This window comes from Pseudocolwellia antarctica, assembly GCF_049933045.1.
Lineage (GTDB): Bacteria > Pseudomonadota > Gammaproteobacteria > Enterobacterales > Alteromonadaceae > Pseudocolwellia.
Window position 1 is genome coordinate 3,358,177 of record NZ_CP187926.1, and the last position, 25,411, is coordinate 3,383,587.

31 protein-coding genes and 1 pseudogene are annotated in these 25,411 nt (G+C 39.5%); 2 read left to right on the plus strand and 30 right to left on the minus strand.

What is annotated here, in order from left to right:
- Positions 1-34 precede the first annotated feature (34 nt).
- The 25 genes and pseudogenes from rpsK to rpsJ form a co-directional block, all read right to left on the minus strand.
- Positions 35-424 carry a 30S ribosomal protein S11 gene (gene rpsK / locus ACPUVN_RS14525; protein WP_076420861.1) on the minus strand — a complete coding sequence of 130 codons (390 nt, stop codon included), beginning with the start codon at positions 422-424 and terminating at the stop codon, positions 35-37.
- 12 nt (positions 425-436) lie between these two features.
- A complete protein-coding gene (gene rpsM, locus ACPUVN_RS14530; RefSeq protein WP_304369590.1) occupies positions 437-793 on the minus strand; it encodes a 30S ribosomal protein S13 in 357 nt (118 codons plus the stop codon).
- Positions 794-922: 129 nt separating this feature from the next.
- Positions 923-1,036: a 50S ribosomal protein L36 gene (gene rpmJ, locus ACPUVN_RS14535; RefSeq protein ID WP_009839384.1), complete on the minus strand. Its 114-nt coding sequence runs from the start codon at positions 1,034-1,036 to the stop codon at positions 923-925.
- Between the two features lie 33 nt (positions 1,037-1,069).
- Positions 1,070-2,395 (minus strand): preprotein translocase subunit SecY, encoded by a 1,326-nt coding sequence (secY, locus tag ACPUVN_RS14540; RefSeq protein WP_426359603.1) that lies wholly within the window; start codon positions 2,393-2,395, stop codon positions 1,070-1,072.
- An 8-nt stretch (positions 2,396-2,403) separates the two neighbouring features.
- Positions 2,404-2,838, minus strand: a complete 435-nt coding sequence (rplO, locus tag ACPUVN_RS14545; protein WP_426359602.1) for a 50S ribosomal protein L15 — start codon at positions 2,836-2,838, stop codon at positions 2,404-2,406.
- A gap of 2 nt (positions 2,839-2,840) precedes the next feature.
- The gene (rpmD, locus tag ACPUVN_RS14550; protein ID WP_304369585.1) at positions 2,841-3,020 is read right to left on the minus strand and encodes a 50S ribosomal protein L30; all 180 of its coding nucleotides are present in this window, start codon (positions 3,018-3,020) and stop codon (positions 2,841-2,843) included.
- 6 nt (positions 3,021-3,026) lie between these two features.
- On the minus strand, positions 3,027-3,530 hold the full coding sequence (gene rpsE / locus ACPUVN_RS14555) for a 30S ribosomal protein S5 (RefSeq protein ID WP_426359601.1): 504 nt from the start codon (positions 3,528-3,530) through the stop codon (positions 3,027-3,029).
- 9 nt (positions 3,531-3,539) lie between these two features.
- Positions 3,540-3,893 (minus strand): 50S ribosomal protein L18, encoded by a 354-nt coding sequence (gene rplR / locus ACPUVN_RS14560; protein ID WP_304369584.1) that lies wholly within the window; start codon positions 3,891-3,893, stop codon positions 3,540-3,542.
- A 9-nt stretch (positions 3,894-3,902) separates the two neighbouring features.
- Complete coding sequence (gene rplF / locus ACPUVN_RS14565; protein ID WP_426359600.1) at positions 3,903-4,436, minus strand: 50S ribosomal protein L6; 534 nt, start codon at positions 4,434-4,436, stop codon at positions 3,903-3,905.
- 10 nt (positions 4,437-4,446) lie between these two features.
- On the minus strand, positions 4,447-4,836 hold the full coding sequence (gene rpsH, locus ACPUVN_RS14570) for a 30S ribosomal protein S8 (protein WP_426359599.1): 390 nt from the start codon (positions 4,834-4,836) through the stop codon (positions 4,447-4,449).
- Between the two features lie 19 nt (positions 4,837-4,855).
- Positions 4,856-5,161, minus strand: a complete 306-nt coding sequence (gene rpsN, locus ACPUVN_RS14575) for a 30S ribosomal protein S14 (RefSeq protein WP_426359598.1) — start codon at positions 5,159-5,161, stop codon at positions 4,856-4,858.
- Positions 5,162-5,165: 4 nt separating this feature from the next.
- Positions 5,166-5,711 carry a 50S ribosomal protein L5 gene (gene rplE, locus ACPUVN_RS14580; RefSeq protein WP_426359597.1) on the minus strand — a complete coding sequence of 182 codons (546 nt, stop codon included), beginning with the start codon at positions 5,709-5,711 and terminating at the stop codon, positions 5,166-5,168.
- Between the two features lie 12 nt (positions 5,712-5,723).
- Positions 5,724-6,038 carry a 50S ribosomal protein L24 gene (gene rplX / locus ACPUVN_RS14585; RefSeq protein WP_426359596.1) on the minus strand — a complete coding sequence of 105 codons (315 nt, stop codon included), beginning with the start codon at positions 6,036-6,038 and terminating at the stop codon, positions 5,724-5,726.
- A gap of 12 nt (positions 6,039-6,050) precedes the next feature.
- Positions 6,051-6,419 carry a 50S ribosomal protein L14 gene (rplN, locus tag ACPUVN_RS14590; RefSeq protein ID WP_070375069.1) on the minus strand — a complete coding sequence of 123 codons (369 nt, stop codon included), beginning with the start codon at positions 6,417-6,419 and terminating at the stop codon, positions 6,051-6,053.
- Positions 6,420-7,291: 872 nt separating this feature from the next.
- Positions 7,292-7,543, minus strand: a complete 252-nt coding sequence (gene rpsQ / locus ACPUVN_RS14595) for a 30S ribosomal protein S17 (protein ID WP_304369579.1) — start codon at positions 7,541-7,543, stop codon at positions 7,292-7,294.
- Positions 7,543-7,734: a 50S ribosomal protein L29 gene (gene rpmC / locus ACPUVN_RS14600; protein ID WP_426359594.1), complete on the minus strand. Its 192-nt coding sequence runs from the start codon at positions 7,732-7,734 to the stop codon at positions 7,543-7,545. The genes rpsQ and rpmC overlap by 1 nt, the downstream gene beginning before the upstream one ends.
- Entirely contained in the window at positions 7,734-8,147 is a 414-nt protein-coding gene (gene rplP, locus ACPUVN_RS14605) for a 50S ribosomal protein L16 (protein WP_426359593.1), read from the minus strand. Before rplP ends, rpmC begins: the two co-directional genes overlap by 1 nt.
- Positions 8,148-8,158: 11 nt before the next feature.
- Complete coding sequence (gene rpsC / locus ACPUVN_RS14610; RefSeq protein WP_076420827.1) at positions 8,159-8,857, minus strand: 30S ribosomal protein S3; 699 nt, start codon at positions 8,855-8,857, stop codon at positions 8,159-8,161.
- An 11-nt stretch (positions 8,858-8,868) separates the two neighbouring features.
- Entirely contained in the window at positions 8,869-9,201 is a 333-nt protein-coding gene (gene rplV, locus ACPUVN_RS14615) for a 50S ribosomal protein L22 (RefSeq protein ID WP_304369576.1), read from the minus strand.
- A gap of 10 nt (positions 9,202-9,211) precedes the next feature.
- Positions 9,212-9,488: pseudogene (rpsS, locus tag ACPUVN_RS14620) on the minus strand (30S ribosomal protein S19).
- A 26-nt stretch (positions 9,489-9,514) separates the two neighbouring features.
- On the minus strand, positions 9,515-10,339 hold the full coding sequence (gene rplB, locus ACPUVN_RS14625; protein WP_426359592.1) for a 50S ribosomal protein L2: 825 nt from the start codon (positions 10,337-10,339) through the stop codon (positions 9,515-9,517).
- Positions 10,340-10,350: 11 nt separating this feature from the next.
- Positions 10,351-10,653 carry a 50S ribosomal protein L23 gene (rplW, locus tag ACPUVN_RS14630; protein WP_304369574.1) on the minus strand — a complete coding sequence of 101 codons (303 nt, stop codon included), beginning with the start codon at positions 10,651-10,653 and terminating at the stop codon, positions 10,351-10,353.
- Positions 10,650-11,255 (minus strand): 50S ribosomal protein L4, encoded by a 606-nt coding sequence (rplD, locus tag ACPUVN_RS14635; RefSeq protein WP_426359591.1) that lies wholly within the window; start codon positions 11,253-11,255, stop codon positions 10,650-10,652. The genes rplW and rplD overlap by 4 nt, the downstream gene beginning before the upstream one ends.
- Positions 11,256-11,272: 17 nt before the next feature.
- A complete protein-coding gene (gene rplC / locus ACPUVN_RS14640) occupies positions 11,273-11,911 on the minus strand; it encodes a 50S ribosomal protein L3 (RefSeq protein WP_426359590.1) in 639 nt (212 codons plus the stop codon).
- Between the two features lie 14 nt (positions 11,912-11,925).
- Positions 11,926-12,237, minus strand: coding sequence for a 30S ribosomal protein S10 (gene rpsJ, locus ACPUVN_RS14645; RefSeq protein ID WP_019026497.1), 312 nt, complete (start codon positions 12,235-12,237; stop codon positions 11,926-11,928).
- A gap of 550 nt (positions 12,238-12,787) precedes the next feature.
- Between rpsJ and fusA (ACPUVN_RS14650) the strand changes: the two genes are divergently transcribed.
- Together fusA (ACPUVN_RS14650) and ACPUVN_RS14655 are read left to right on the plus strand one after the other, a co-directional pair.
- Positions 12,788-14,890, plus strand: coding sequence for an elongation factor G (gene fusA / locus ACPUVN_RS14650; protein WP_426359589.1), 2,103 nt, complete (start codon positions 12,788-12,790; stop codon positions 14,888-14,890).
- 171 nt (positions 14,891-15,061) lie between these two features.
- On the plus strand, positions 15,062-15,811 hold the full coding sequence (locus ACPUVN_RS14655) for an IS5 family transposase (RefSeq protein ID WP_426358621.1): 750 nt from the start codon (positions 15,062-15,064) through the stop codon (positions 15,809-15,811).
- 746 nt (positions 15,812-16,557) lie between these two features.
- On the opposite strand, the gene tuf is transcribed toward ACPUVN_RS14655, so the two are convergent.
- The 5 genes from tuf to rpoC all read right to left on the minus strand — a co-directional run bounded on the left by tuf (position 16,558) and on the right by rpoC (position 25,370).
- Entirely contained in the window at positions 16,558-17,742 is a 1,185-nt protein-coding gene (gene tuf, locus ACPUVN_RS14660; RefSeq protein ID WP_426359588.1) for an elongation factor Tu, read from the minus strand.
- A 92-nt stretch (positions 17,743-17,834) separates the two neighbouring features.
- Positions 17,835-19,940, minus strand: coding sequence for an elongation factor G (gene fusA / locus ACPUVN_RS14665; protein WP_426359587.1), 2,106 nt, complete (start codon positions 19,938-19,940; stop codon positions 17,835-17,837).
- Between the two features lie 90 nt (positions 19,941-20,030).
- A complete protein-coding gene (gene rpsG / locus ACPUVN_RS14670; protein ID WP_426359586.1) occupies positions 20,031-20,501 on the minus strand; it encodes a 30S ribosomal protein S7 in 471 nt (156 codons plus the stop codon).
- Between the two features lie 96 nt (positions 20,502-20,597).
- Positions 20,598-20,972: a 30S ribosomal protein S12 gene (gene rpsL, locus ACPUVN_RS14675; RefSeq protein ID WP_077343579.1), complete on the minus strand. Its 375-nt coding sequence runs from the start codon at positions 20,970-20,972 to the stop codon at positions 20,598-20,600.
- A 201-nt stretch (positions 20,973-21,173) separates the two neighbouring features.
- On the minus strand, positions 21,174-25,370 hold the full coding sequence (gene rpoC, locus ACPUVN_RS14680) for a DNA-directed RNA polymerase subunit beta' (RefSeq protein ID WP_426359585.1): 4,197 nt from the start codon (positions 25,368-25,370) through the stop codon (positions 21,174-21,176).
- Positions 25,371-25,411 lie beyond the last annotated feature (41 nt).

Consider the following 25,411-nt stretch of genomic DNA (forward strand, 5'->3'; position numbering starts at 1 on the left):
TTTCTTTCTCCAACATTCCTAAAAAAAAGTGCGATTAAACGCGACGTTTCTTAGGAGGACGACAACCATTATGAGGAATAGGTGTAACGTCAGTAATGTTGGTGATTTTAAAACCAGCAGCATTTAAGGCACGGATAGCAGATTCACGACCTGGACCTGGACCTTTAACGAACACTTCAATATTCTTCAAACCAAACTCTTGTGCTGCTTTACCAGCACGATCTGCAGCAACTTGTGCAGCAAACGGTGTAGATTTACGTGAACCACGGAAACCTGAGCCACCAGCAGTCGCCCAAGATAAAGCATTACCTTGACGATCTGTAAGAGTCACGATTGTGTTGTTGAAAGATGCATGGATATGAGCCATGCCATCAGCAACTTGTTTTTTTACGCGCTTACGCGTACGTACAGGTGTTTTAGCCATTGTTAGTTCCTCTTACTTCTTAATTGGCTTACGAGGACCTTTACGTGTGCGCGCATTAGTTTTAGTGCGTTGACCACGTAGAGGAAGACTGCGACGGTGGCGAATACCACGGTAGCAACCTAAATCCATAAGACGTTTAATATTCATTGAAACTTCACGGCGTAAATCACCTTCAACGGTGAATTTATCCACTTCTGCACGAAGCAAATCAATTTGTGCTTCGTCCAATTCACTGATCTTAGTTGTTTCTGCAATACCAGTAGCAGCACAAATTGACTTTGCGCGTGTTGCTCCGATACCGTAGATCGCAGTAATGGCGATTACTGCATGCTTACGATCAGGGATGTTAATGCCAGCGATACGGGCCACTAAACACATCTCCTATTTAAATTAAAATTACATCAGGTTGAAAAGCCCGTTAGGATACTCAACCTGTCTCTTTTTTGCAATCGAAGCGGCATTATACAGAGTTATCTGCATAATGCTACTGCTAAAGATTTAGCCTTGACGTTGCTTATGTTTTGGTTCGCTACAAATTACACGAACAACACCAGCACGCTTAACAACTTTACAGTTACGGCAGATCTTTTTTACGGATGCACGAACTTTCATCTTACTACTCCGTTATATAAACGTAAGTTAATCTTACTTGCCATAGCCTTTAAGATTAGCTTTCTTAAGTACATTGTCATATTGATGAGACATCATATGCGTTTGCACTTGGGCCATAAAATCCATAATTACAACTACTACGATTAGTAGTGATGTTCCGCCAAAGTAAAAATTGACGTCCCAAGCTATAATTATAAACTGAGGTACTAAACAGATAAATGTGATGTACAACGCGCCCGCTAGGGTTAAACGTGTCATTACTTTATCTATATACTTTGACGTTTGCTCACCTGGACGAATCCCTGGAATAAACGCACCTGATTTTTTCAAGTTATCTGCAGTTTCACGCGGATTGAAAACAAGAGCCGTGTAGAAAAAACAAAAGAAAATAATCGCTGCTGCTAGTAACATTACATAAAGTGGTTGTCCTGGAGACATCGCGATTGAAACTTCTTGTAAGAAGTCTGCAACCATTCCTTCACCCTGACCAAACCAACTTGCAAGTGTTCCTGGGAACAAGATTATACTTGAAGCAAAAATTGGAGGTATAACACCTGCCATATTAACTTTTAACGGTAAATGCGTGCTTTGAGCAGCGAAAACCTTACGGCCTTGCTGACGTTTAGCATAGTTAACAACAATGCGTCGTTGACCACGTTCCACAAATACTACGAAAAAAGTAGTAGCAAATACAATAACACCAATAAGCAATAATACTAATAAGTGCAATTCACCTTGACGCGCCATCTCTGCTGTTTGACCAACAGCTGATGGCATACCTGCAACAATACCAGCAAATATTAGAACCGAAATACCGTTCCCAATACCGCGCTCTGTAATTTGCTCACCTAACCACATTAAAAACATGGTGCCGGTAACCAAACTAACTACAGCAGCGAAATAGAAACCCATTCCTGCATTCATTACTAAACCAGGCATCATACCCGGTAAGCTTTTTGCTATTGCTATAGATTGTACAATTGCAAGTACTAAAGTACCGTAGCGAGTATATTGGCTGATCTTACGACGTCCAGCTTCACCTTCTTTCTTTAATTCTGCCATTGCTGGGTGTATTACCGTAAGCAATTGCATAATAATTGAAGCTGAGATGTACGGCATAATACCTAGAGCCAATACAGAGGCACGCTCCAGAGCACCACCAGAGAACATGTTAAACATCTCTACGATAGTACCCTGTTGTTGTTCAAACAACTGAGCTAATACAGCGGCGTCAATACCAGGGATTGGCACAAATGATCCTAGACGAAATACAATAAGTGCTCCGAATACAAACCATAATCTTTGTTTAAGCTCAGACATACCGCCTTGCGCTTTGTTATCCGTACCTGGTGTAGCCATAGCCTGTACTATTCCTCGATTTTTCCGCCTGCAGCTTCAATAGCTGCACGTGCGCCTTTAGTAACACTTAAACCACGAACCGTTACAGGTTTAGTGATTTCACCAGACAACATAATTTTTGCTGTTTTGATGTTACGTGTAATTAGGTTTGCATCTTTCAAAGTAAAGATATCAACCACGTCACCTGTGATTGTGTTTAGTTCATGTAAACGTACTTCAGCGTGAACTAAAGATTTACGTGATGTAAAACCAAACTTAGGTAAACGTTGTTTCAATGGCATTTGACCACCTTCGAAACCAGGACGTACACTACCGCCAGAACGAGACTTCTGACCTTTGTGACCACGACCACCTGTTTTACCGATACCAGAACCTATACCACGACCACAACGCTTTCTAGCTTTCTTAGCGCCTGGTGCAGGAGATAAAGTATTTAAATGCATTATTAATCCTCCACCTTAATCATGTAAGACACTCGGTTAATCATACCACGTACAGATGGAGTATCTTCTAACTCTACTGTATGACGGATACGACGTAAACCAAGACCTTTTAAAGTAGCTCTATGCTTAGGTAAACGACCTATAGAACTTTTAACTTGAGTTATTTTAACTGTTTTAGCCATGCTCAATTACCCCAAAATGTCTGAAACGCTTTTGCCACGTTTTGCTGCAACAGCTTCTGGCGAATGCATATTCGCTAGAGCAGATACAGTAGCGCGAACTACGTTAATTGGGTTAGTAGAACCGTATGCTTTTGACAATACGTTCTGTACGCCTGCAACTTCTAGTACTGCACGCATCGCGCCACCGGCGATGATACCTGTACCTTCAGATGCTGGTTGCATGTAAACTTTAGAACCAGAATGACGACCCTTGATAGGGTGTTGAAGAGTAGTACCCTTCAAATCAACTGTTACTAAGTTACGACGAGCCTTTTCCATTGCTTTTTGGATTGCAGCAGGAACTTCACGTGCCTTACCGTAACCAAAACCAACGCGACCGTTGCCATCACCAACTACTGTTAGTGCAGTGAAACTGAAAATACGACCACCTTTAACCACTTTTGAAACACGGTTAACTGCGATTAACTTTTCAGCCATATCACTTTGTTGTGAGTTTTCTTGATTAGCCATCATCAACCCCTAGAACTGTAGACCAGCTTCACGAGCTGCATCTGCTAACGCTTTTACGCGACCATGGTAACGGAAACCTGAACGGTCAAAGGCAATTTTAGTAATACCTTTAGCTACAGCGCGTTCTGCGATAGCTTTACCTACAGCAGTTGCTGCTTCAACGTTACCTGTTTTTTCTAACTGAGCACTTAATTCTTTATCTAATGTAGACGCTGCTACAATAACTTCAGAACCAGTTGGTGCAATCAATTGCGCGTAAATGTGGCGAGGAGTACGGAACACTACTAAACGATTCGCACCCAGCTCGCTAATTTTTGCACGGGCGCGTTTAGCGCGGCGCAAACGAGATGTTTTCTTATCCATCGTATTACCCTACTTCTTCTTAGCTTCTTTACGACGAACATTTTCGTCTAAATAACGTATACCTTTACCTTTATAAGGCTCTGGCTTACGGTATTCACGAATGTTCGCTGCAGTTTGACCAACTAAATGCTTATCAGCACCTTTCAGTGTGATTTCAGTTTGGCTAGGAGTTTCAACAGTTATTCCTTCAGGAATAGCGTGATCTACCGGATGTGAAAAACCAAGAGATAAGTTTAAGTTCTTACCTGCTGCTTTTGCACGGTAACCAACACCGTTTAAAACTAATTTCTTTTCAAAACCTTTACTAACACCTTCAACCATATTATTGATTAAAGCGCGTGTAGTACCGGCTTGTGCCCAAGAAGCTTTATCTTCAGTAACTACGCCAGTAGTAATAGTGTTATCTTCATAAGATACCGCTACTAAACTATGGATAGTACGTGAAAGTTCACCTACAGGACCTTTTACTTTAATGTCTTGACCAGATAACGTAATAGTAACGCCAGCAGGTACATCGACAGGTGCTTTTGCAACACGAGACATATTCTACTCCTTACTCTACGAAACCGATGATTTCGCCACCAAGACCCGCAGTGCGAGCGGCGCGATCAGACATCATACCTTTTGAAGTAGAAATAATCGCAATCCCCATTCCCGCTAATACTTTAGGTAAATCATTTGCACCTTTGTATACGCGAAGACCAGGACGTGAAACACGTTTAATTGTTTCGATTACTTCTTTACCTTCGAAATATTTCAAAGTAACAGCAAGTTCAGGTTTTGCTTCGCCTGATACTGAATACTCTGAGATGTAACCTTCTTCTTTAAGTAAGTTAGCAATTGCTACTTTAACCTTCGAAGATGGCATTGTTACTGCAGATTTAGCTGCAGATTGACCGTTGCGGATGCGTGTAAACATGTCCGCGATAGGATCAGTCATCATAACCATTTACTCCCGTGAATTACCAACTAGCTTTCTTAAGACCTGGAACTTCACCACGCATAGTTGCTTCACGCAACTTGATTCGGCTTAAGCCAAATTTACGTAAGTATCCATGTGGACGACCAGTAATATTACAACGGTTACGTTGACGACTACTGCTTGAATCACGAGGTAAACTTTGAAGTTTCAATACCGCATCCCAACGTTCTTCTTCAGAAGAATCTACGCCAGAGATGATTTTTTTCAACGCAGCTCGCTTTTCAGCATGCTGTGCTACTAGTTTAGTTCTTTTGTCTTCACGAGCTTTCATTGACGTTTTAGCCATAACTCTACACCTTCTTCTTAAATGGGAAGTTGAATGCAGTCAATAAAGCGTGACCTTCTTCATTATTCTTCGCACTTGTAGTGATAGTGATATCCATTCCACGAATCTTATCGATTTTATCGTATTCGATTTCAGGGAAAATGATTTGCTCACGAACGCCCATGCTGTAGTTACCACGACCGTCGAATGACTTAGGATTTAAGCCACGAAAATCACGAATACGAGGAATAGAAATAGAGATTAAACGCTCTAAAAATTCCCACATACGATCACCACGAAGAGTTACTTTCGTACCTATCGGGTAGCCTTCACGAATCTTGAAGCCCGCAACTGATTTGCGTGCTACTGTCGTTACCGGCTTTTGCCCAGAGATTGCAGTAAGATCATTTGTGGCGTGTTCTAATACCTTTTTATCAGATATAGCTTCACCAACACCCATATTAAGGGTGATCTTTTCAATCCGAGGGACTTGCATGATACTTTTATAGGCAAATTGCTTTTGCAATTCAGCTACAACTGTATCTTTGTAAAACTCATGCAGTTTCGCCATCGTTTACTCCAATTATATTAATTCGTTATTAGATTTGAAAAAACGTACTTTCTTTCCGTTTTCATCTCTAAAGCCAACACGATCTGCTTTCCCAGTAGCTGGGTTAACAATCGCAACGTTGGATACATTTAAAGGTGCTTCTTTTTCAACAATCCCACCAGGCTGCTGTAACTGAGGTACAGGCTTAGTGTGCTTTTTGATTAAGTTAATACCTTCAACAAATACTTTGCTGTCTTCAACAAGAACTTTAGTAACTTTACCAGTTTTGCCCTTGTCTTTGCCTGCAAGTACGATTACTTCATCATCACGACGAATTTTAGATGCCATTATCAGGACTCCTTAAAGTACTTCTGGTGCAAGTGAAACGATTTTCATGAACTTTTCATTACGAAGTTCACGTGTCACAGGACCGAAAATACGAGTACCAATTGGTTGTAAGTTAGCATTTAACATTACAGCCGCGTTTTCATCGAAACGGATAGTAGAACCATCTGAACGACGAACACCCTTCTTAGTGCGCACCACTACTGCAGTAAGAACATCACCTTTCTTAACCTTGCCGCGAGGATTTGATTCCTTCACTGCAATTTTAATGATGTCACCAATGCGTGCGTAGCGACGGTGCGAACCACCAAGAACCTTTATACATTGTACACGTCGAGCGCCGCTGTTATCAGCTACGTTCAATTGTGATTGCATTTGGATCATTTAATATGTCTCCGCTAAATTATCTTATAAAAGATTAAATTCAAGGCCAGAAATTTGACCCGTCACTGCCTTCTAAATCCCACTCACAACGAGTGGGCGCGAGATTATAACATCAACCCCATAAAAGTGATACTTTAAATTACTAAAAAACATACAGTTCATAAAATCTACACCATTACTATTACAGCCACTATTATTGTTGACTTAGATGGTATTACACTTGTTAGATTTAACTGGTTTGAGAAATGTTTTTTACTATCTTCTATTCAGTTACTGTTTATATAGAAGATAAAATCACTTGTAAGACCTTATTAATTTTATGCTTCAAGGCTATGTACATGTCTTGTTTTCGAGTTAAAAATAAGAAGTATTATATTGAAGAGCTGAACGAGTATTGATTTATCTTTAAGAAGACGTATTGAAACTTAATTCGGGATAATAGGTTTTGTGCAAAAAATTATTTATATGGCCTCACCTATCAAGTAATTGTCATTAACTCATCTAAATGATTTTTTATACCCTTAATCTTGGTATTGAGTCTGTATACAAAGGCGTTTTATGTACTAATAGCTAGTAATTAGCAATAAAAAAACAGTTTTTATTCCTGGTAAAAACAAAGTACCTGCACGTAAGAAACGACGCCAGGCGGTTAAATAACAATGTTTGGCATAATCGATTATCTCGAGTTCAGGTTATTTAATTACGATATTACAAATTAGTGAGAAATGCTTGAACACAATATTGAGGTTAGATATTTCTTTTATTAATAAGAGGATTCACTAATACATATATTAATAGGCATAAAAAAACCCTACCAAATAAATGATAGGGTTTTTAGCTAACTACTTAAAGCAACTTATCTAAAAGATAAATTATGCTTTAGTGATAACGTCAACTAATGTCCAGTTTTTAGACTTAGAAATTGGCGCACATTCACGGATAGTTACAATATCACCAGCTGCACATTGGTTAGTTTCATCATGTGCTTTCAACTTAGTTGAACGCGTAATGAATTTACCGTACATAGGGTGCTTAACACGACGTTCAATCAGGACAGTGATAGACTTTTCCATTTTGTCACTGATAACACGACCTTGTAGTGTACGAACTTTAGCTTCGCTCATTACTTACCTGCCTTTTCAGTTATGATAGTCTTAACACGCGCGATATTACGACGCACAATTCTTAGCAAGTGAGTTTGGGCTAATTGACCAGTGCTTGCTTGCATGCGGTAATTAAACTGCTCGCGAAGTAAGCTTAGTAATTCAGCGTTTAGCTCTTCAATGCTTTTATCTTTAAGTTCACTAACTTTCATTACATCACCGTCCTAGTTACGAAAGAGGTTTTGAATGGCAGTTTAGCAGCTGCTAATGCAAATGCTTCACGTGCAATCTCTTCAGAAACACCTTCCATTTCATAAAGAACACGACCAGGAAGAATTTGACATACCCAATATTCCACTGAACCTTTACCTTTACCCATACGTACTTCTAATGGTTTTTTAGTAATTGGCTTATCAGGAAATACACGGATCCAAATTTTACCTTGACGTTTAACGTGACGAGTCATAGCTCGACGAGCTGCTTCTATTTGACGCGCAGTCATACGACCACGTTCAAGAGATTTCAACCCGAAAGTACCGAAGCTAACAGCGCTACCAGTGTGTGAAAGACCACGGTTACGCAGTTTAAATTGCTTACGGAATTTAGTACGTTTTGGTTGTAACATTACTTATTCCTCTACTTACTGCTCTTGCGGTTGTTCTTTCTTTTAGGCTTAGCAGCTGGTTGCTCTGCTTGTAATGGCATGTTGCCAATAATTTCGCCTTTAAAGATCCAAACTTTAACACCGATAATACCATAGGTAGTATTAGCTTCAGCTGTTGCGTAATCGATATCAGCACGTAAAGTGTGTAATGGAACACGACCTTCACGATACCATTCAGCACGAGCAATTTCTGCTCCGCCTAAACGACCGCTAACTTGAACTTTAATACCTTTAGCACCTAAACGCATTGCATTCTGTACTGCACGCTTCATAGCGCGACGGAACATAACACGACGTTCTAATTGACTAGTGATACTCTCAGCAACTAACTGCGCATCCATTTCTGGCTTACGTACTTCAGCGATGTTGATTTGAGCTGGAACACCAGCAATTTTTGATACTTGTAAACGTAATTTTTCTACGTCTTCGCCTTTCTTACCAATAACAACACCTGGACGAGCCGTGTGAATTGTTACGCGGATAGATTTAGCTGGACGTTCAATTACAACTTTAGATAATGAAGCACGTTTTAACTTTTCAGTTAAGTATGCACGAACCAAATGGTCACCGTGCAAATTAGCAGCAAAATCTTTGTTACTTGCAAACCAAGTAGACGCGAAAGGTTTCGTGATACCTAGGCGTATACCGTTTGGATGTACTTTTTGACCCATACTAATATCTCCTAGCTATCAGATACAATCACAGTAATGTGGCTTGTACGCTTAATTATACGATCGGCACGGCCTTTCGCTCGAGGTCTAATACGCTTCATTGTTGGACCATCGTCAACCATTATAGTTTTAACGATTAGTTCATCAATATCTGCACCTTCGTTATGCTCAGCATTAGCAATTGCTGAATCAAGTACTTTTTTAACTAACACAGCAGCTTGTTTGTTGCTGTAAGTTAGTATTTCAAGTGCTTTCTCAACATGTAAGCCGCGGATTTGATCCACAACTAAACGTGCTTTTTGAGCAGAACCGCGGGCAAATTTATGTGTAGCAATAGCTTCCATTTAATTTCCCCTATCTTTTCGCTTTCTTATCCGCGACATGGCCACGGTAAGTACGAGTTGGTGCAAATTCTCCTAATTTGTGACCGATCATTTCATCAGTTACAAATACAGGTACGTGTTGACGGCCATTATGGACAGCTATGGTCAATCCGATCATGTTAGGTATGATCATTGAACGACGGGACCAAGTCTTAATTGGCTTTTTATTCCCGCTTTCCAGAAGCTTTCTCTACCTTCGTCAACAAGTGCAGGTCTATAAATGGACCTTTCTTGAGAGAACGTGGCATGGTGAATCCTCTTTACTTAGTAAGTACTATTTAGTACGACGACGTACGATAAATTTATCGGTACGCTTGTTTGAACGAGTCTTGTAACCCTTAGTTGGTACACCCCAAGGTGATACCGGATGACGACCGCCTGAAGTTTTACCTTCACCACCACCGTGTGGATGGTCAACTGGGTTCATGGCAACACCACGAACAGTTGGACGAACACCGCGCCATCTTGAAGCACCTGCTTTACCCAAAGAGCGAAGCATGTGTTCAGCGTTACCAATTTCACCTAATGTAGCACGACAATCAGACTCAATTTTACGCATTTCGCCTGAACGTAAACGTAATGTTACATACGCTCCGTCTTTAGCTACTAATTGAGCATATGCTCCAGCTGCACGTGCGATTTGAGCACCTTTGCCTGGCTTAAGTTCAATTGCGTGTACAACACTACCTAATGGAGTATTGCGTAATGGTAACGTATTACCTGCTTTGATTGGAGCATCAACACCAGACTGGATCGTATCACCAGTTTTTAAGCCTTTAGGGGCTAAGATGTAACGACGTTCACCATCTGCATATAATACAAGTGCAATGTTAGCTGTACGGTTTGGATCATATTCCAAACGTTCAACTTTTGCAGGGATACCATCTTTAGTACGTTTAAAATCAATCATGCGGTAGTGTTGCTTATGACCACCACCAATATGACGAACTGTAATACGACCGTTGTTATTACGACCACCAGACTTTGATTTAGTATCAAGTAATGGTGCGTAAGGCTTACCTTTATGCAACTCCGTGTTTACCACTTTAACTAAGTGGCGACGACCCGGAGAAGTAGGTTTACATTTTACTATAGCCATTTGAACTGCTCCTATGATTCCGCGCCGACAAAGTCGATGTCGCTGCCTTCAGCAAGAGTTACATATGCTTTTTTCCAATCGTTACGACGACCGATACGAGCACCTGTACGTTTAGTCTTACCTTTAACATTTAGAGTACGAACACCTTCTACAGAAACTTCGAAAAGTTTCTCTACGGCTGCTTTGATTTCAGCTTTAGTAGCAGTAGTAGCAACTTTGAAAACAACAGTGTTGTTTGCTTCAGCAGCCATTGTGCTTTTTTCAGAAATGTTCGGCGCTAAAAGCACCTTTAACAAACGTTCTTCGTTTATCATGATAACATCTCCTCTATTTGCTTAACTGCAGTAGCAGTCATCAAAACTTTTTCGAAACCAACTAAACTTACTGGGTCAATACCATCTACATCACGTACGTCAACTTTATACAAGTTGCGTGCTGATAAGAACAAGTTCTCATCAACTTCTGGAGTAACGATTAATACGTCTTTTAACTCCAAACCGTTTAGCTTAGCTACTAACTCTTTTGTTTTAGGTGTTTCAACAGCAAAATTTTCTACCACTACTAAGCGATCTTGACGGATCAACTCAGATAGGATGCTAGCGATAGCACCACGGTACATTTTACGGTTAACTTTTTGGCTGTGGTCTTGAGGTTTAGCGGCAAATGTAACACCACCTGAACGCCAAATTGGACCACGAGTAGTACCAGCACGTGCACGGCCAGTACCTTTTTGACGCCATGGTTTTGCGCCACCACCACTAACTTCTGAACGAGTTTTCTGAGCACGAGTACCTTGACGAGCGCCTGCTGCGTATGCAACAACTACTTGATGTACTAATGCTTCATTAAACTCACGTCCAAAAGTTGTTTCAGAAACTTCAAGAGCGCCTGAAGCGTCTTTTAATGCTAATTCCATCACAAATCTCCGGGACGTTAGGCTTTAACAGCTGGTTTAATGATTACGCTACCGTTGATAGCACCCGGAACCGCACCTTTAATAAGGAGCAAGTTACGTTCTGCATCGACGCGAACCAATTCAAGGTTTTGTGTAGTTACCTTCACAGCACCCATGTGACCAGACATCTTTTTGCCTTTGAAGACACGACCTGGTGTTTGACACATGCCGATTGAACCGTTCGAACGATGTGATAATGAGTTACCATGAGTAGCATCTTGCATTGAAAAATTCCAACGTTTGATACCGCCTTGGAAACCTTTACCTTTCGAAGTACCGGTTACGTCTACTAATTTAGTGTCGTTGAATAACTCAACAGTGATTTCACTGCCAGTTTCAAGACCTTCGCCTTCATTTGCATTTAAACGGAATTCCCACAGGCCACGACCTGCTTCGATACCAGCTTTAGCAAAATGACCAGCTGTTGGCTTGTTAGTACGATTAGCTTTTTTGCTACCCGTAGTAACTTGAAGCGCTGAATAACCATCGTTGTCAACAGTTTTAACCTGAGCAACACGGTTGGCTTCAACTTCTAGGACTGTAACAGGCGTTGAAACACCATCTTCAGTGAAGATGCGAGTCATACCTACTTTACGTCCAACTAGACCTATAGTCATGTTAAATACCCCTATTAACCCAAGCTAATTTGAACATCAACACCAGCTGCAAGATCTAAACGCATTAATGCATCTACAGTCTTTTCAGTTGGTTCAACGATATCAATTAAGCGCTTGTGAGTACGAATTTCGTATTGATCACGAGCATCTTTGTTAACGTGTGGAGAAGTCAAGATAGTAAAACGTTCTTTACGTGTAGGTAGTGGAATTGGACCACGAACCTGCGCGCCAGTACGCTTTGCAGTATCTACGATTTCTGCAGTTGATTGATCAATCAAACGATGATCGAACGCTTTCAAACGAATGCGAATTCTTTGATTTGACATTAATCAAATCCCCATTTTAAAGAACAACAAAACACAGCCCATCACCTTTCAATATATTAAAGGGGGGAGTGTCGCTATATAAATCATTCAATCCCATATCGGGATTGCTGTAAACTAATTTTCATCAAACAAAACTAGCTAAATACACGAGAGCAAGCTCAACGTGGACGCATATTATACATAATTATAAGTCTTGCGCAACCCTTAATAGAAAGACGCTTAATAAAATGCAATATTATGTTTACCTATAAAATGCAGTATTAAGTTTACCCATATATAAGCAGAGCTATTATATTCGGATTCAAAATAATTATAACTTTAGTAAGTATATTTCAACACATATTAATAGCTATTGAGATTATCTACATTTATAAATAACTTTATAACAAGAAGCTAATAAGGGCGCTATTTTCATATTTATTTAAAGAATACTTTCAAATTATCAAAGTTCACCAGATTTTTATGTAGATTTATTTTTAGTAATGTTATACTCGCGCGCAAATTTTCAACAATTCCACTTTCTTAGTAGAACTTAAAATAGAGTAAAGTAATGGCAGATTTATCTAAATACAGAAATATAGGTATCTTCGCTCACGTTGATGCTGGTAAAACAACAACAACTGAACGTATATTAAAACTTACAGGTATGATCCACAAAATTGGTGAAGTACATGACGGTGAGTCAACAACAGATTTCATGGAACAAGAAGCTGAGCGCGGTATTACTATCCAATCAGCTGCAGTAAGCTGTTTTTGGAAAGATCACCGCTTCAATGTAATCGATACTCCTGGTCACGTTGATTTCACAGTTGAAGTATACCGTTCATTAAAAGTACTTGATGGTGGTATTGGTGTATTCTGTGGTTCTGGTGGTGTTGAACCACAATCAGAAACTAACTGGCGTTACGCGAACGACTCTAAAGTAGCTCGTTTAATATTCGTTAATAAATTAGACCGTTTAGGTGCTAACTTTTACCGCGTAACTGACCAAGTTAAAAACGTATTAGGTGCTCACCCACTTATTATGACTTTACCTATTGGTGAAGAAGATGACTTCATTGGTGTTGTTGATGTACTAAGTCAAAAAGCTTACATTTGGGATGACTCTGGTCAACCTGAAAACTACGAAATTACAGATATTCCAGCTGATATGGTTGATGATGCTGCTATGTATCGTGAGCAAATGATCGAAACTGCTTTGGAAGCAGATGAAGATTTATTAATGGATTACTTAGAAGGTGAACTTACACCGACTGAAGAACAAATTAAAGCATGTATCCGTAAAGGTACACGTGAAATTATGTTCTTCCCTACATACTGTGGTTCTGCATTTAAAAACAAAGGTATGCAAATTCTTCTTGATGCCGTTGTAGATTACTTACCTTCTCCTACTGATGTTGATCCTCAACCTCTTACAGATGAAGAAGGTGCTCCTAATGGCGAGTACGCTATTGTTTCTGCAGATGAAACATTCAAAGCGTTAGCATTCAAAATTACTGATGACCGTTTTGGTACTTTAACTTTCGTACGTATTTATTCAGGTACACTGAAGAAAGGCGATACGATTCTTAATGCTGCCACAGGTAAAACTGAACGTGTTGGCCGTATGTGTGAAATGCAAGCCGAAGACCGTAATGAATTATCGTCAGCACAAGCTGGTGATATCATCGCGATTGTTGGTATGAAAGGTAATGTTCAGACTGGTCACACATTATGTGATCCTAAGCATCCAATCGTTTTAGAAGCCATGGTATTCCCTAAGCCAGTTATCTCTATTTCTGTAACACCTAAAGATAAAGGTTCTACTGAAAAAATGGGTATAGCTATCGGGAAAATGGTTGCTGAAGATCCTACGTTTAAAGTTGAAACTGATGAAGATTCAGGTGAAACGATTTTATCTGGTATGGGTGAGCTTCACTTAGATATCAAAGTAGATATTCTAAAACGTACCTATGGTGTTGATCTAGTTGTTGGTAAACCACAAGTTGCTTACCGTGAAACAATCACTCAAGAAATTGATGATTCTTACACGCATAAGAAACAATCTGGTGGTTCTGGTCAATTTGGTAAAATTGATTACATTATCCGTCCTGGTGAACCAAACTCTGGCTTTACTTTCACATCTAAAGTTGTTGGTGGTAATGTACCAAAAGAATTCTTCCCGGCTGTAGAGAAAGGCTTTAAGTCTATGATGGATACCGGTACTTTAGCTGGTTTCCCTGTATTAGATGTAGAAGTTGAATTATACGATGGTGGCTTCCATGCTGTAGATTCATCTGCTGTTGCATTTGAAATTGCTGCTAAAGGCGCTTTCCGTCAATCAATTCCAAAAGCTGGTGCACAGTTAATCGAACCTATCATGAAAGTTGATGTGTTTACTCCTGATGATCACGTTGGTGATGTTATTGGTGATTTAAACCGTCGTCGTGGAATGATCGGTGGTCAAGACGCTGGTGTTTCTGGTGTTCGTATAAAAGCTGACGTTCCTCTTTCAGAAATGTTCGGTTACATCGGATCATTACGTACTATGACATCAGGTCGTGGTCAGTTCTCTATGGAGTTCTCACACTACTCACCATGTCCTAGCAACGTAGCTGAAACAGTTATTGCTGAAGTTAAAGAGCGTGAAGCTGAAAAGAGAAAAAATAAGTAGTCGTTATTTATAACAACTGCTCATAACTAAAAAGGATGCTTCGGCATCCTTTTTTATTTTATTTTATTTTATTTTATTTTATTAGGGGGTGTTGATCTTTGTTTTAATTTTATACGTAAGCGGTAATCTCGTATAATTTACTTCGCCAAAAACAAACCTTACGAGATCACCATGCCCCGATTAATGCTCACTGATGAGTTGTGGTCGAAGCTAAAAGCTATTTTGCTTGAAGATAGAGTTTATAACAAGCTTGAACACAGACAAACGATGGAAGGAATTTTATATCGCTTGCGTGTCGGCTGCCCATGGCGTGACTTACCAGAGTGTTTTGGTTTATGGAATACCATTTATCGCAGGTTCCTTCTTTGGTCGAGAAAGGGAATATTGATGAGGTTATTCAAATCGTTATCCGCTAATAGTGATGTAGAGTGGGAGTTCATTGATGGTAGCTATATTAAAGCACACCAACACAGTACAGGTGCTGCATCTAAACAAGAGCAAGCGATAGCGTTAAGTCGAGGGGGTAATACGAGTAAAATTCACTTAGCTGTTGATAGTTATGGTTTGCCTATCGAATTTATTATTACAGGTGGTGATGTTCATGATAGTAAAGTGGCAAATGAGCTGATTGAATTATTACCTCAAGGTGATTTTGTTATCGCAGACAAAGGCTATGATAGTGAAGCTATAAGAAATAAAGTTCGAGAGCGCAACTCAATCCCTATAATACCGAGAAAGCAAAATTCAAAAACAGGTAATGGTGATATTGATTGGTGCTTGTATAAATATAGGCACTTAGTTGAAAATGCATTTGCAAGGCTAAAACATTTCCGTTCTATAGCTACAAGGTATGATAAATTGAAATTACAGTTCGAGAGTATGCTAGCACTGGCGTGCGCAATGATTTGGCTGTCAATGTGAAAGATCAACAGCCCCTAGTTACGACTAAATTAAACCTTTCCAAATAAACAACTCTTATGGATTTGTGCTTCGCCATCCCATTTATGATCTCATCTTTAATTATCATCTTTCAATATCTATTCTGATCGTTAAATAAAGCACTAAACCACTCTGACAGCCTTATTAGTCATTCATTTCAACTTCAACAACATACTTGTCATGTGAAAATTCTAAGGCTCTATGTTGTTGTATTTATAAATCATGAGTTTTCTGATATTCATTCCTTAGAACGTTTATAGCGAATTCATTAATATTTAGTCATTGTCCTTTTAAATTAAATAGCGTCCTTTAAAAGTAATAGAACTTAATCTATCTAAAAGTATTACTATGAGTTTTTTAAACTAAACAGGAGTGCAATCACTTAAACTAGGTGTTTTAAAAGAGGGAATGAAAAATGAAGAATAGTTATCTTCTTTGTTAATAGTAATTCACTGTTAGGTCAATATGGCTTAAAAAATCGTATTTTAGATAGACTCAATCATACTAATTTATTTACTACTTACTTCATGGGAGACATCAAGATCTGCTTACCTATCAAGCTTTATCTGTTTTTAATCATTACATTATATTAGATAATTGATCGCTACTACTCAGTGTTAAATACTTGATTAGAAATACCTAACCAACTCCCATCACTTTTCTTTAGGCAATAAAAAAGAGCACCGAAGCGCTCTTTTTTTGGTTTAGATATTAATCTAAATCAGGAATTAATCCATGATTTTAGATACAACACCAGCACCTACAGTACGACCACCTTCACGGATAGCGAAGCGTAAACCTTCATCCATCGCTACTGGGTTGATAAGCTCAACAACAAACTTAAGGTTGTCACCAGGCATTACCATTTCAACACCCTCAGGAAGCTCTACAGCACCTGTGATATCTGTTGTACGGAAGTAAAACTGTGGACGGTAACCTTTGAAGAATGGAGTATGACGACCACCTTCATCTTTACTTAACACGTATACTTCTGATTCGAATTTAGTATGTGGAGAGATAGAACCAGGCTTACATAATACTTGACCACGTTCAACGTCTTCACGTTTAAGACCACGTAAAAGAACACCACAGTTTTCGCCCGCACGACCTTCGTCAAGAAGTTTACGGAACATTTCAACACCAGTACAAGTTGATTTTTGTGTATCACGGATACCAACAACTTCTACTTCTTCACCAACTTTGATGATACCACGTTCAACACGACCCGTTACAACAGTACCACGACCAGCGATCGAGAATACATCTTCGATAGGCATGATGAATGCACCGTCAATTGCACGCTCTGGCTCTGGAATGTATGTATCTAATTGGTTAGCAAGTTCGATTATTTTCGCTTCCCACTTCTCTTCGCCTTGTAGCGCGCCTAAAGCAGAACCTTGAATTACTGGTAAGTCATCACCTGGGAATTCATATTCAGAAAGTAGTTCACGGATTTCCATTTCTACTAATTCTAATAACTCTTCATCATCAACAACATCACATTTGTTCATGAATACGATGATGTATGGAACACCAACTTGGCGAGATAATAAGATATGCTCACGTGTTTGTGGCATAGGACCATCTGTAGCAGCAACTACTAAGATAGCACCATCCATTTGTGCTGCACCAGTGATCATGTTTTTGATATAATCGGCATGGCCAGGACAATCTACGTGTGCGTAGTGACGTACTTCTGTGTCATATTCGATGTGAGATGTATTGATTGTAATACCACGCTCACGCTCTTCTGGAGCATTATCGATTTGTGCGAAATCTTTAACTTCACCACCGTGTACTTTTGTTAATACTGCAGAGATTGCAGCTGTTAACGTAGTTTTACCGTGATCGACGTGTCCGATTGTACCAACGTTTACATGTGGTTTATTACGTTCAAATTTTGCTTTAGCCATTTTACAATTACCTTAAAGTTTATTAAAAGCGCAGCCATGTTGACCGAGCTAGACTTTCACTAAATATTAAGTGAGCGCCTTACGAGAATTCATTAGAATCCATTAGAGTTTGTTAATGCGTCGAGTACTTTCTGTGGAGCTTCGCTATAGCGCTGAAATTCCATCGAGTAAGAAGCTCGCCCTTGAGTGGCACTGCGCAATGCAGTTGCATAACCAAACATTTCAGATAGTGGTACCGTAGCATTCACTATTTTAGAACCCGCAGGTCCTTCATCCATACCATCGATTAATCCGCGTCGACGATTTAAATCACCAACAACGTCACCCATATTTTCTTCTGGCGTAGTAACTTCGACTTTCATCATAGGTTCTAATAGTGCAGGAGAAGCGTCTATAGCTCCCTGTCTAAAGCCCATTGATGCAGCCACTTTAAACGCCATTTCGTTTGAATCAACGTCATGAAAAGAGCCATCGTAAAGAGTAACCTTTACATCAAGCATAGGATAACCAGCAATTACACCGCTGTCCATCTGCTCACTACAACCTTTTTCAATTGCTGGGATAAATTCTTTTGGAATCGTACCACCAACAATTTCGTTAACAAACTCGAAACCTTTACCTTCTGGTAATGGTTCCATTTTCAACCAGACGTGGCCAAATTGACCTTTACCACCTGATTGTCTTACAAATTTCCCCTCAACATTAACTGTTGAACGGATAGTTTCGCGATAAGCAACTTGAGGATTACCCACGTTACATGAAACACTAAATTCGCGTTTCATACGTTCTACTAAGATATCGAGATGTAATTCCCCCATACCTGAAATTATTGTTTGTCCAGTTTCTTCATTTGTTTCTACTCTAAATGAAGGATCTTCTGCAGCAAGTTTCCCTAATGCTAACGCTAATTTTTCTTGGTCAGCTAATGTTTTAGGTTCAACTGCTACTGAAATTACTGGCTCAGGAAATTCCATACGTTCAAGTGTAATAACATGATTAGGATCACAAAGTGTCTCACCTGTTGTTACATCTTTTAAGCTGATTGCCGCTGCAATATCACCCGCATGAACTTCTTTAATTTCTTTTCGGTCGTTAGCATGCATTTGTACTATACGGCCTAAACGCTCTTTCTTACCCTTAATAGGATTATAAACAGTATCGCCTGTTTTTACGACGCCTGAATAAACTCTAAAGAACGTAAGGGTTCCAACAAAAGGGTCTGTTGCTATTTTAAAAGCTAACGCAGAAAACGGAGCGTTGTCGTCAGCTGCACGTGTTCCTTCTGTTTCATCTTTATCGTCATTAATACCGGTTATTGCAGGTACTTCAACTGGAGATGGTAAATATTCGATAACGGCATCTAATACTGCTTGAACACCTTTATTTTTAAAGGCTGAACCACAGCTACATAAAATAATTTCGTTATTTAATGTTCTTTGTCTTAATCCTGCTTTTATTTCTGCTTCTGTTAAATCACCTTCTTCGAGGTATTTATCCATAAGCTCTTCTGTAGCTTCTGCAGCCTCAGAAATTAAATTTTCACGCCATTCTTCTGCGTCATCCAACATTTCTGCTGGGATTTCTTCATAAGTAAAAGTCATTCCCTGGTCTGCTTCGTTCCAGTTAATCGCTTTCATCTTTATAAGGTCAATTACACCTTTAAATTCTTCTTCTGCACCAATAGCTAAATGGATAGGGACTGCATTCGCACCCAGACGAGTTTTCATCTGATCGATTACATTAAGAAAATTAGCTCCAGTACGGTCCATTTTGTTTACAAAAACAATACGCGGAACAGAATATTTTTCCATTTGTCGCCATACGGTTTCAGTTTGTGGTTGAACACCAGAAGAACCACATAATACAAGTACTGCACCATCAAGTACGCGTAATGAACGCTCTACTTCAATAGTAAAATCAACGTGACCAGGAGTGTCGATGATATTAATGCGATGATCTTCAAACTGCGCATTCATACCCTTCCAAAAACAAGTTGTAGCCGCTGAGGTTATTGTTATGCCTCGCTCTTGTTCCTGTTCCATCCAGTCCATTGTAGCTGCACCATCGTGCACCTCACCAATTTTGTGAGAAAGGCCTGTATAGAAAAGTACCCTTTCTGTAGTTGTCGTTTTACCGGCATCAACATGAGCACAGATACCAATGTTACGATAGTGCTCTATAGGGGTAGTACGTGCCACTATTACATCCTCTTTCTGAGTTATATACCCAGATATTAAAAAGTTGTGATTACCGTTTTATGACAAACGGTAATCACTACAAACACTTTTCTACCAACGGTAGTGAGCGAATGCTTTGTTTGCTTCAGCCATACGGTGAACGTCTTCACGTTTCTTAACCGCTGAACCTTTGCTATCAGACGCATCTAACATTTCGTTAGCTAGGCGCTGAGCCATTGATTTTTCACCACGTTTACGAGCTGCGTCAACTAACCAACGCATGGCTAGAGCATTACGACGAACTGGACGTACTTCAACTGGAACCTGGTAAGTAGAACCACCTACACGACGCGATTTAACTTCCACTTGTGGGCGGATGTTTTCTAACGCTTCTTCGAAAAGCTCTAACTGAGGCTTATCAGATTTCTCAACTAAAATGTCTAGTGCACCATATACAATTTTTTCTGCAGTAGATTTTTTACCATCAACCATAAGGATGTTGATGAATTTTGCTAAAAGTTCGTTATGGAACTTAGGATCTGGCAATATTTTACGTTGCCCTACGACGCGTCTTCTTGGCATCTTAATTCTCCGTTATTTTCAGGTATAACCCAAAATTTAATATTTTATTTGGCCTTACTTAACGCTTTCGATTTCTAATTAAAGAAAAGGAATAGCTTAAGATTTAGGTCGTTTAGCACCGTATTTAGAACGGCCTTGTCTTCTATCGTTTACACCAGAACAATCTAGCGCGCCACGAACAGTGTGATAACGCACACCTGGTAAATCTTTAACACGACCACCGCGTATTAAAATAACGCTATGCTCTTGTAAGTTATGACCTTCACCACCGATGTATGAAGTAACTTCGAATCCGTTAGTTAAACGAACACGAGCAACTTTACGAAGTGCTGAGTTTGGTTTCTTTGGTGTAGTTGTATACACACGAGTACATACGCCACGACGTTGTGGACAAGCTTGTAATGCCGGAACATTACTTTTTGTTACTTGTCTAACACGAGGTTTACGTACTAATTGGTTAATAGTTGCCATTAAATAGCTCCCGATTAGTTAAACTTGTATAAATTCAATCAATGAAAATTTATACCCTTATAAACGTGAAAATCCGCGACCTCATATTTTATACGTAATACGTACAGAATATAAGGTCGCGGAATTCTATAGGTCAAGTAGTAAGCTGTCAAGTTTTACAGCTTACTTTACCTAATTTTCTACTTTAAATAGCGATTTTAATTAATCAGCATTTAAAGCATCTGTTAACGCTTGTGCTGCATCATCTGCAGAAACCGTAGTTTCTTCAACTGGAACAGCATTACGTTTACGTGCTCTTTCTTGGTGGTATGAATAACCCGTACCTGCTGGTATTAATCGACCAACAATTACGTTTTCTTTCAAGCCACGTAAGCTATCTTTCTTACCTGCAACTGCAGCTTCAGTTAATACTCTTGTTGTTTCTTGGAAAGAAGCAGCAGAGATAAATGACTCTGTAGAAAGTGATGCTTTAGTAATACCCATCATTTGCATAACGTATTCAGCAGGTTGCTTACCCTGTAATTCTAATTCACGGTTTGCAATGTTTACATGAGCAACTTCAAGCTGTTCGCCTTTTAAGAAATCACTATCACCAGCATCTAAGATTTCACACTTACGAATCATTTGACGAACAATAACTTCGATATGCTTATCGTTAATTTTAACACCTTGTAAACGATATACTTCTTGTACTTCGTTAACAATGTAATTTGCTACTGGAGCTACGCCACGTAATCTTAGAATGTCATGTGGAGACTCTGGACCATCGGCAATAACTTCACCTTTAAGAACTGATTCACCTTCGAACACTGTAAGTTGACGCATCTTAGGTATCATTTCTTCGTATACTTCACCACTTGGTTGAGTAATAAGAAGGCGAACTTTACCTTTTGTTTCTTTACCGAAACCGATGATACCTGTTTTCTCTGCAAGAATAGCTGGTAGCTTAGGCTTACGTGCTTCAAATAAATCAGCAACGCGAGGTAGACCACCCGTGATATCACGAGTTTTTGAGCTTTCTTGTGGTATACGCGCTAGTGCGTCACCAATGTTTACTTCTGCACCATCTTCTAAGTTAACAATTGCGTTACCAGGTAAGTAATATTGTGCTGGAATTTCTGTACCAGCAATCATTACATCGTTACCTTTAGCATCGATTAGCTTAACCATAGGACGCATCTCTTTACCTGCAGAGTTACGTTGACCAGCATCCGTTACAACAACACTAGATAAACCTGTTAATTCATCAGTTTGGCGAACCATAGTTACGCCATCGATTAATTCAACAAATTGAACTCTACCGCCAACCTCAGTAATAATTGGATGCGTATGCGGATCCCAATTAGCTATGATGTCGCCTGCTTGAAGTTCTTCACCGTCTTGTTTCGAGATTACAGAACCGTAAGGTACTTTATAACGTTCTTTCTCACGACCATGCTCATCAATAACTGTTAATTCTGATGAACGAGAAGTGATAACCAAATGGTTAGAAGAGTTTGTTACAAACTTAGCGTTTTGTAATTTTAAAGTACCGTTGTTTTTAACTTGTACGTTGTTTTCAGCAGATGCACGAGATGCAGCACCACCGATATGGAACGTACGCATTGTTAACTGTGTACCAGGTTCACCGATTGATTGTGCTGCCACAACACCAATTGCTTCACCTTGATTGATCATATGACCACGAGCCAAATCACGACCGTAACAATGTGCACAGATACCGAAATCTGTTTTACATGTAATGATTGAACGAACCATCATTTGATCCACTGAGTTTTCTTCAATGAAATCACAAAGTGCTTCGTCAATTAATGTGTTACGTGGTAATAAAACTTCGTTAGTACCAGGTTTTAATACATCTTCTGCAACTACACGACCAAGTACACGTTCTCTTAACGGTTCTACAACGTCACCACCTTCAATCAATGGAGTCATTAATAGACCATCTAACGTGCCACAGTCATGGTTAGTTACAACTAAATCTTGTGCAACATCAACTAAACGACGAGTTAAGTAACCCGAGTTAGCTGTTTTAAGTGCCGTATCGGCAAGACCTTTACGCGCACCATGAGTAGATATAAAGTATTGTAATACGTTTAGACCTTCACGGAAGTTAGCGGTAATTGGTGTTTCGATGATAGAACCATCTGGTTTAGCCATCAGGCCACGCATACCAGCAAGCTGACGTATTTGCGCAGCACTACCACGAGCACCAGAATCTGCCATCATAAAGATTGAGTTGAAAGAGTCTTGCTCTTCTGGCTCACCGTCACGATTGATCACAGTTTCTTTAGATAAGTTATCCATCATCGCTTTCGAAACTTTTTCGTTAGCTGATGACCAAATATCGATTACTTTGTTGTACTTCTCACCCGCTGTAACAAGACCTTGTTCAAACTGTGTTTGAATTTCAGCAACTTCTTCTTCAGCATCTTCGATGATAGTGTACTTAGCAGCAGGAATAACCATATCGTCTATACCAACAGATGCTCCAGCTATCATTGCGTAATGAAAACCTGTGTACATGATGTGGTCAGCAAACATTACCGTTTCTTTTAATCCAAGATTACGGTAAGCATGGTTAATCAGTTTTGAAATTGGTTTTTTACCAAGAGGCTGATCAATTAAGTCATACGGTAAGCCGTCAGGACATACTTGCCATAAAATTGCACGACCAACAGTAGTATCACGAAGTGAAACAGTTTCAACTAACTCACCTGCTTCGTTACGTACATGTTCAGTAATACGAATTTTAACACGAGCATGAAGTTCAGCAAAACCTGTACGGTATGCTTTTTCAGCTTCTTTAGTGTCAGCAAATACCATGCCTTCACCTAAACCATTTACACGATCACGCGTTAGGTAATATAAACCTAATACAACATCTTGTGATGGTACGATGATTGGATCACCGTTAGCAGGAGAAAGTACGTTGTTTGTTGACATCATTAATGTACGAGCTTCCATTTGAGCTTCGATAGTTAATGGTACGTGTACCGCCATTTGGTCACCATCGAAATCGGCATTGTATGCCGCACAAACTAATGGATGTAAATGGATTGCTTTACCTTCAATAAGAACAGGTTCAAATGCTTGGATACCTAGTCTATGAAGTGTTGGTGCACGGTTAAGCATAACTGGATGTTCACGGATTACTTCATCAAGTACATCCCAAACTTCAGCGCCTTCACGTTCAACTAATTTTTTAGCCGCTTTAATCGTAGTCGCTAAACCACGAGCTTCTAATTTACCGTAGATAAATGGTTTGAATAATTCAAGTGCCATTTTCTTAGGTAAACCACACTGGTGTAAACGTAGTGTAGGACCAACTGTGATTACAGAACGACCTGAATAATCTACACGTTTACCTAGTAAGTTTTGACGGAAACGACCTTGCTTACCTTTGATCATGTCAGCAAGTGATTTTAATGGACGTTTGTTTGAACCAGTAATAGCTCTACCACGACGACCATTATCTAATAATGCATCAACAGACTCTTGTAACATACGTTTTTCGTTACGTACGATAATATCTGGTGCTACTAAATCAAGAAGACGTTTAAGACGGTTGTTACGGTTAATTACACGACGGTATAAGTCGTTCAAATCAGACGTAGCAAAACGACCACCATCTAGTGGAACTAGAGGACGTAAATCAGGTGGTAAAATAGGAAGAACAGACATAATCATCCACTCAGGCTTGTTGCCTGAAGCAGCGAATGCTTCCATTAATTTTAAACGTTTAGTGATTTTCTTACGTTTAGTTTCAGAACCAATTTCAGGAAGTTCTTCACGCATTTGCGCAACTTCACCGTCAAGGTCAATTTGTTGCAATAATGCTAGTACTGCTTCAGCACCCATTTTCGCGTCAAATTCATCACCATGCTCTTCTAAAGCATCTAGGTATTCTTCTTCAGTAAGAATCTGGCTCTTTTCTAAAGTCGTTAAACCTGGTTCTGTAACTACGTATGATTCGAAATATAAAACACGTTCGATATCACGTAATGTCATATCTAGTAATAAACCAATACGTGAAGGTAATGATTTTAAGAACCAAATATGTGCAACTGGGCTTGCTAATTCGATATGACCCATACGGTCACGACGAACTTTAGTTAATGTAACTTCAACGCCACATTTTTCACAAATAACACCACGATGCTTAAGACGCTTATATTTACCACAAAGACATTCGTAGTCTTTAACTGGTCCAAATATGCGTGCACAGAATAAACCATCACGCTCAGGTTTAAACGTACGGTAGTTAATTGTTTCTGGTTTTTTAACTTCACCAAATGACCATGAACGGATCATGTCAGGTGATGCTAGCCCGATGCGAATGCCATCGAACTCTTCTGTTTGATTTTGTTGCTTAAGAAACTTAAGTAAATCTTTCACACTATTCTCCTGTCGGAGTTAAATACGCGAGAGAGTATTTC